This is a genomic window from [Ruminococcus] torques ATCC 27756, assembly GCF_000153925.1.
GTDB classification, from domain to species: Bacteria; Bacillota; Clostridia; order Lachnospirales; family Lachnospiraceae; genus Mediterraneibacter; species Mediterraneibacter torques.
Genome location: NZ_DS264374.1, coordinates 43,452 through 51,351 on the forward strand (window position 1 = coordinate 43,452; position 7,900 = coordinate 51,351).

At 40.1% G+C, this 7,900-nt stretch carries 3 protein-coding genes and 1 pseudogene; 1 reads left to right on the forward strand and 3 read right to left on the reverse strand.

Features of this window, described 5'->3' with window-relative positions:
- Positions 1-143: 143 nt before the first annotated feature.
- The gene (locus tag RUMTOR_RS13540; protein WP_022003266.1) at positions 144-3,218 is read right to left on the reverse strand and encodes a leucine-rich repeat protein; all 3,075 of its coding nucleotides are present in this window, start codon (positions 3,216-3,218) and stop codon (positions 144-146) included.
- A gap of 172 nt (positions 3,219-3,390) precedes the next feature.
- On the opposite strand from RUMTOR_RS13540, the pseudogene RUMTOR_RS11020 reads away from it, so the two are divergent.
- A pseudogene (locus RUMTOR_RS11020) lies at positions 3,391-4,777 on the forward strand (transposase).
- Between the two features lie 332 nt (positions 4,778-5,109).
- Here RUMTOR_RS11020 and tnpA read toward each other — a convergent pair.
- Both tnpA and RUMTOR_RS11030 read right to left on the reverse strand, forming a co-directional pair.
- A complete protein-coding gene (gene tnpA / locus RUMTOR_RS11025; RefSeq protein ID WP_004845078.1) occupies positions 5,110-5,580 on the reverse strand; it encodes an IS200/IS605 family transposase in 471 nt (156 codons plus the stop codon).
- Between the two features lie 208 nt (positions 5,581-5,788).
- On the reverse strand, positions 5,789-7,714 hold the full coding sequence (locus tag RUMTOR_RS11030; protein ID WP_004847905.1) for a leucine-rich repeat protein: 1,926 nt from the start codon (positions 7,712-7,714) through the stop codon (positions 5,789-5,791).
- Positions 7,715-7,900: the final 186 nt, after the last annotated feature.

Consider the following 7,900-nt stretch of genomic DNA (forward strand, 5'->3'; position numbering starts at 1 on the left):
ATATCGTCAGCGCTCACATTCACGGATGATCGCAGTATAAGAAGAACCCCGCTCCGCCTTTCGGCAAAGCAGGGTTCTTCCCATTCTTACACTTTTGAGATTCACTCACAAAATGCGTTTAACAATACACTTAATAATATGCTTTACAAATATTCAATTTTACCGCAGACATATCTTAAAATCTTCCGCAAGTCTTTTATATCTACTGTTCCGTCTTTTTCCACATCTGCCGCAAGCTTCTGTGTTCCGTTCAATTCCGCCTTCTTACAGATGCTCCGCAATGTCATACGGACGTCTCCGATACTAACTTTTCTGTCGGCATCCACATCTCCTCTAATATACTCAGGAGTATACGCCTCAAAATTAAATTCGTTTTCTTTCGCATACTTCTCTGCAGCTGAACCGGCTACTCCCCGGATCGTAAAGCCTTCTAACTTATAAGCCTGTCCTCCCTTTCCCGACGTCAAATATCCAAGAGCTTTCTCTCCGATTTTTGTTACAGAAGCAGGGACAGTCACTTTGTTTAATTTTTCACATCCGACAAATGCATAATCGCCGATATTCGTTACACTATCAGGAATTTCAATTCCTGTCAGATTTATCTGATCAAGGAACGCATATCCTGCGATTCCTTTCGTACCGGCTTTCAGATTGACAGTACCGCCTTCTGCGATTGTTCCTTTATATTTGTAGTAAACTTTTCCGGCATACACATCACCGTCAGCCTGTGCGTCATACCATGCAGTGTCCCCACCTTCATTATATATATCCCACTTCTCAAATGCATAGCCTCCGATTGCTTCTACCGAATCAGGAATTTCAATATCACTTAACTCTACACATCCGGCAAACGCTTTGTATTCAAGTTCCGTTACTGTATCAGGAATCGAAACCGTCGTAAGTTTTTGGTTACAAGCAAACGCACTGTCTCCGATTTTTGCAATTCCGTCTCCCCATGTAATTTCCGTCAGGTTACACCATGAAAATGCACTTTTCGCTACATATGCCAGTTTATTTCCAATCGTCACATGTTCAAGAGAAGTGCAATATGTAAATGCTCCCTCTCCGATACTTTCCACAGAATCAGGAATTTCAATCTGTTTCAGACTGCTGCAGCCTTCAAAGGCGTTGTTATCAATTACCTCAAGCTTCTTCCCTAGCGTTAACTTGCTCAAAGACCGACAATAATAAAACGCTCCCTTCTCTATTTGTGTAACACTGTCGGGAATATGTATTTCTTCTAACTTTTGACAGTGTTCAAATGTTTCTTCTTTGATTTTTTTCAGTTGACTGCCTTGTGCGAAAGTTACTTTCTTCAAATTCGTACATGATGCAAACGCTCCGTACTGCAGATTCGTAACTTGTGCCGGAATCGTAACTCCTACTACCGTCTCATTCTCTGTAAATGATTCAGCTCCAAGAGTTTTTACGACTTTATTGTCAATCTTATCCGGTATTGTTACATTACTTTCCGTTCCTGTATATTTCAAAATCTCTACTGTATTATCAGCTAAATTTGTGTATACGAATCCGTTTTTTGTTTTAGCTGATTCGATTTCCCATTGCATATCTTTCTCTAATGCTGCAACAGCAAAGTGATACGTTTTTCCCTGTTCCAGCGAAAGAACAACACGGCTTCCGTCTGCTTCTTCAGGATAATATTTTTTTATCTCATTCCATGCGTCATCATATACTAAAACTCCGCCTTTTCCGTTAAAAGAAACAGAATAATCTCCGGATTTACTTGGTACAAAATCATATGTGTCTGATCCGCCTTTTACAGCAGTATATTTTGTTCCTGTCACCGCAGTTTTTGTTTTTGTTTTTTCAATCGTCCATGTAACTGTTGCTGCATCCATCTCGTACAAATGTATCCAATATACAGATCCGGCTCTCATAACTACTGAATAGTCAACTTTGCCTTCTAAAGTTCCGATACCGTTTATCTCGAATATCCTCTCTTTAACTTCCAGTTTCACATTTTCATTAGAGCGGAAATGATAACTTGCCGTTTCTTCCGGTATAAACTCATAAAAACCGCCTTTTCTCATATCATGAGTATACGTCTCGCCTACTTTGACCTGTACTTTTCCACCAGAACCACCCGGATCAATCGGAGTATATTCAGACTGTTTAATACACCAATATCTTCCATACGGCGCTAAATAATACGCATTCCCGGCAAGCATTTCTTCGGAATAAATCTGATTCCACTCTTCGTCATAAAAACCGCCTTCTACACTATAATATCCTGTCGTTTTCGGAACGAACTTATAGTAAACGCCATCTGTCTCATTAATATACACTTTGTCACACTCTACTTCTTTTTCGATTCCTTTCAGAATTCCCCATTTTCCTGAAGCGTTTTCCCAACTGTATCTTCCGAGTGTAATCTCATAAACATTCTCTTTTTTTAATTTATAAAAAGACGATGAAGATAAAATTTCATTTCCTGTCTGTGTGTCTCTTATCTTAACTGACATCCCCTTTACAGAACGCACATAATAAACCCCGGATTCATCCACTGTCAATCTATAGTACGCCTCAGGCTTCTCCTCATTTAACTCTATATCAAATTCTCCGGGGGTAATATCTTTGACTTTTCCGGCTTTCCATTTTATAATTTTTTGAGATTCTGATGAATAATCTGATAATTCCAAATAATATGTTCCTGCTTTACGAAGTTCAACTCGTGAATTGATAATCTCCACATCTTGTGTTCCGTCTTCGGTTTCTTCCGTAATGCTCGCATACGTACTCCAATAATTATCACCTGTTGCCGTAATATAATATTGCCCGTCTTCTTCAACATTCAACTGATAACGAACAGATGTCTGATCTTCCTGCAGCATAATCGAACCGGATTCTTCCGTGCCGTCTTTCTTGAGAGTAATACTTCCTATCACATCTTCTTGTGACGTTGTATTCAGCATTGCATCTGTGCTTTCTGCGCTCATCCCCGGCAATTTCTGTATATCTCCGGCCGCACCTTCTTCAACTTCCTCTCCCGTAGTTACGTCTTGCTGTGCATCATTTACAGTTTCATCCTGCATCTGCACATCACTCACTGTCTCCTCTTGCTTTGCACCACTTACCGCTTCATCCTGCGTCTGTTCTGCCTCTGCATTTACAGAAACCGGAACTGCTAACACCATCGACAGGCACATCAGAAAAGCTGTAAGTCCTGCGATCACTTTTCTCTCAAATTTTGTGATCATACGCGTCTCTCCTTTCATTTATTTTCTATAATTTAGGTGTTTGCGAAACGCCACAAGCCGCATAAATACGGCATTTTAACTTTTATAAAACAAAACATCTCCTCAACGGATTGTGGTAAAATAGAGTTGCCTAGAAACTATAAACCAACCACCCGAAAGGAGATGTACCTATATGATACCATATAAGCAGCTCACTTTGGCAGAAGTTTTTGAAGATTGCCAAAATAAATTCGATAATGACAAATATCAGTTTCTTTCTCTACTTGACCAAACCATTAATCTTGATGAAATTGTTCCTGTTTCTTTTGTTACTCATTTTCACGCTTCTACAGGAAGACCTCGTAAGCATCCACTTTATCCTATGATTAAGGCTCTCCTTATTCAGCGCATTTTCTCAATCCCGACAGATACTCTTCTGATTATATTTTTAAAATATTCTCAGGAACTACGGGATTTCTGTGGCTTCCGTGTTGTTCCTGATGCCTCAAAATTTACCCGCTTTAAACAGGACTTTCTTATGGACTTACAATCGATGTTCGATCACTTAGTTGATATCACTGAACCGATCTGCCAACGTATTGATTCTAACCTTGCTTCCATGAGTATCTTTGATACTTCTGGAATTGAGGCATGGGTAACAGAAAATAATCCGAAATACGCAAACCGTATCATAAAACAGTTAAAGGCCTTTGCAAAGGCTCACAACTTTGATAAAAACTTTGATCCTTACAAAGCTGCTTACGGCTCAATGCCTGCACACGCTACTGCTAACCCAGCTATCCAACAGATGTACATCAACGGACATTTCTGCTATGCCTATAAGTTTGGTATTGTCACTAATGGTCTTGGTATTGTTCGCGATATTACCTTCTACAATAAAGATTTCCTAAATGCTCATCCTAATATCATTGTTGAAAAGAAATCCGATTCACCAGATGAAGATAAATCACTTGCGGACTCTAAGGCACTGCTCCCTGTTTTGATTGATTTCTTTCAGAAGCATCCTTTGATCAACCCTAAAACTTTTCTAGGCGATGCCGCTTTTGATACCATTGAAATCTACAAAGCCCTTTTGGATGATCTTGGCTTTGAAAAAGCATTTATTCCACTCCGGACAAAACTATCAATGGAAGAAAATGGCTACACCTTCAACGAAAATGGTGTTCCTTGCTGTCCGCATGATTCCACACTTCCTATGAAACGGGAAGGGAGTAAATCTCATCTGAGAAGCAAACTTCCCAGCATGAAGTTTGTATGCCCTAAAATGAAATGGGAATACAACCGTGAAACCAAAACGAAACGCCGTGTCTGCCGCTGTGAGAACCCCTGTACCACATCTTCCTGTGGAAGAATGATTTACATTTACCCCGAAAAGAATCTGCGTGCCTATCCCGGTGTGGAACGTGGTTCCGTAGAATGGGATGAGACCTATAAAATCCGTGTAAACGTTGAAAAATCAATCAACCATTTTAAAGACAGTTTCTGTATTGCCGGTCGTAAAACCCAAAATGAGAAAACACTACATGCAGATTTGTTGCTTGCAGGAATTTCTCAGTTAATAACTGTCATGGTTGCTGATAAAATTCACCAGCATCAATACATACGAAGTTTAAAACCACTCATAGCATAGGACTTACCAACTTCATAAGCCCATGAGGTTTATTTGTTGTGCCAAGAAATGAACGATTTTCACTTCCTATCCCAAGAATCCTGCATGACAGGAGCCTTCGCCTGTTTTCAGTCAGGATTGCGGACTTGTTTCGCAATTACCTAATTTTCTATAATAAACATCCACCCGCCTAGCGGGTGGTTTTTCATTTTCGGGCATAGCCCTAATATTACTAGCCACGCACAAGTGCGTCTTTTATTGGCCTGCCAGCCACGCGCAGGATTACTTGCTACCCGTAAACGGGTCTCGCGGATCGAATAGACTAATCTGATCCATTTCCTTATCTTGTTTTAGCTGGTTGGCTATGTAACTTTTTATTGCTGCCGTGTTCTTCCCTACTGTATCAACATAGTATCCCTTACACCAAAACTCGCGGTTTCGGTATGCAAATTTCATATTTCCGAATCTCTGAAATATCATTAGGCTACTCTTTCCTTTTAAGTATCCCATGAATCCCGAAACGCTCATTTTGGGCGGGATACTCAGAAGTAAATGAATATGATCCGGACATACTTCTCCTTCGATGATTTCAACACCTTTCCATTGGCACAGTGTTCGGATTATTTCACGAATTGCTTCTTTCTTTTCGTTATAAAATACTTTCCTTCGATATTTAGGTGCAAACACTACATGATATTTGCAATTCCATTTTGTATGTGCTAAGCTTTTTACGTCTGTATTTTGTTCTGACATTATACGGTCCTCCTAATGTGTTTTTATTTACGTAACTGGCAGGTCACGTTTTTATTATACACATTAGGAGTTTTTATTTCTGAATACACCGCTAAAGCTTTCACGGAACCACGCGACTATCGCGTGGTTTTCTTGATACAACAAAACTGCCGCTTGCATATAAAATCGCAAGCGGCAGTCTGTATAATTGAATCTCTTTCAATCACTTTTACAGTTCTTCTATTTTGTTACATACAAATCTCAATACTTTCCTTAAATCTTTAATGTTTATAACTCCGTCCTTTTCCACATCTGCGGCAAGTTTCTGCTCCTCGTCCAACTCAACCTTCTGACATACATACCTCAAAGTAGTACGAACGTCTGAGATCGTCACTTTTCCGTCCGAATCTGAATCACCTTTTATATAATCCGGCTTCATCGCCTCGAACGTAAATCCGTTTTCTTTTGCGTACTTCTCCGCAGCCGATCCTGCTACTCCCCGGATTGTAAATCCTTCTACCTTATATCCCTGCTCATATTGCTTGCTCGACAAATATCCTAAAGCCTCTCTTCCGATCACTTTTACAGATTCGGGGATTGTGACTGTCTTCAAAGATTCACATCCCATAAACGCCACTTCTCCGATATTATTCACGCTGTTCGGAATCACAACTTCTGTCACATTTCCCTGCATATAGAATGCATATCCTGCGATACCTTTCGTTCCGTCTTTGATCGTAACCGTTGTATCTGCCGGCGCTTCTCCTTTATATTTGTAATAAACTTTTCCTGCATATACGTCTCCGTCAGCCTGTGCGTCATACCATTTAGTATTCGTATCTCTTATGCCGCTTCCCTCATTGTCAAATGCAAAACCGCCGATTGCCTCTACCGAATCCGGAATTTCAATGTCGCTCAGATTCTCACATCCGTTAAACGCCCCATACTCAATCTCTGTTATGCTGTTCGGAAGCGAAACTGTCGTAAGATTTTTATTATTGGAAAATGACTCTGTTCCTATTTTCTCAACCTTATCTCCCCACATGATTTCCGTCAATGCACATGAGCCGAATGCGTTATTCGCTATATATGCAAGATTATTTCCGATTACTGCTTTTTTCAATGATTGACAGCCGTAAAATGCCAGATTGCCGATACTTGTCACTGAGTCCGGTATCTCTACAGACGTCAATCCCGAGCCGCCAAATGCATTATCTGAAATATAAGTAATATTATCCGGCAGCTCGATCTGTTTCAAATTACTGCAATGATAAAATACTCCGGATTCAATTCCTTTTAAACCACTTCCAAGAGTAATGTCGTTTAACGATCTGCACTCGTAAAATGTACTTGCTCCGATCTCTGTCGTGCTGCCGGGAATACGAACCTTCGTCACTCCCGAATAGTAAAACGCATTGTTTTCAATATTTTTTAATCCGTTTCCAAGATCTACCGGTCCAAGATTTTTGCAGTGAGCAAATCCGTTTTCTTCGATTGTCTGAACGCTGTCAGGCAGACTGACCGAATGAAGCTTTGAACAGTTTTCAAATGCTCTTGCGGCAATTTTCTGTAATTTGCTTCCTTCTTTAAATGTAACTGTTTCCAAATTTGCACATGATGCAAATACTCCGTACTGTAAATCTGTAACCTGTGCCGGAATCGTTACGCCGACAATATTTTCATTCTCCGCAAACGCTCCGTAACCGACACTTTTAACTACCTTATTATCGATCTTGTCCGGTACTGTTACATTACTTTCTACTCCGGAATATTTCAAAATCTCTACTGTATTATCAGACAGCACACGATATGTATAATCAGATGACTCTTTTACCGGTTCAATCTTCCATTTTGCTTCTTTATCTGATAACGCAATGCCCAAATGATATGTTTTTCCCTGCTCTAATGAAACCTTCATGCCGAACTCTGCAGCTCCATCATACAAGCACCCTTCTATTTCTTTCCAATCTGAACTATATACTTTTCCTGTTCCCCCATCTTTTGAAGAAAACATATATTCTCCCGACTTACTCGGAACGAAATCATATACTGTTGTCTCCTCTTTTGTCGTCGTATACTCTGTTCCTTCGTTAGCAGTTTTCGTACCTGCTTTTGTAATATTCCATTGTATCTCACTTTTATCCAGGCTTACCATCGAGATTCATAAGTTTTTCCCTTCTCAAGCGCAATGAAGAATCTATCTTGCCACTCGAACTTCCGAATCCTGTCTGCCAGTCGCATTCTTTATAGACAGACTTGCATTATCCTGCTGAGATCGAAACGATATATTGCCGTCGTATCCGGAGTAAACGTATAATTAATCTCCCTGTTCTTATCAAAC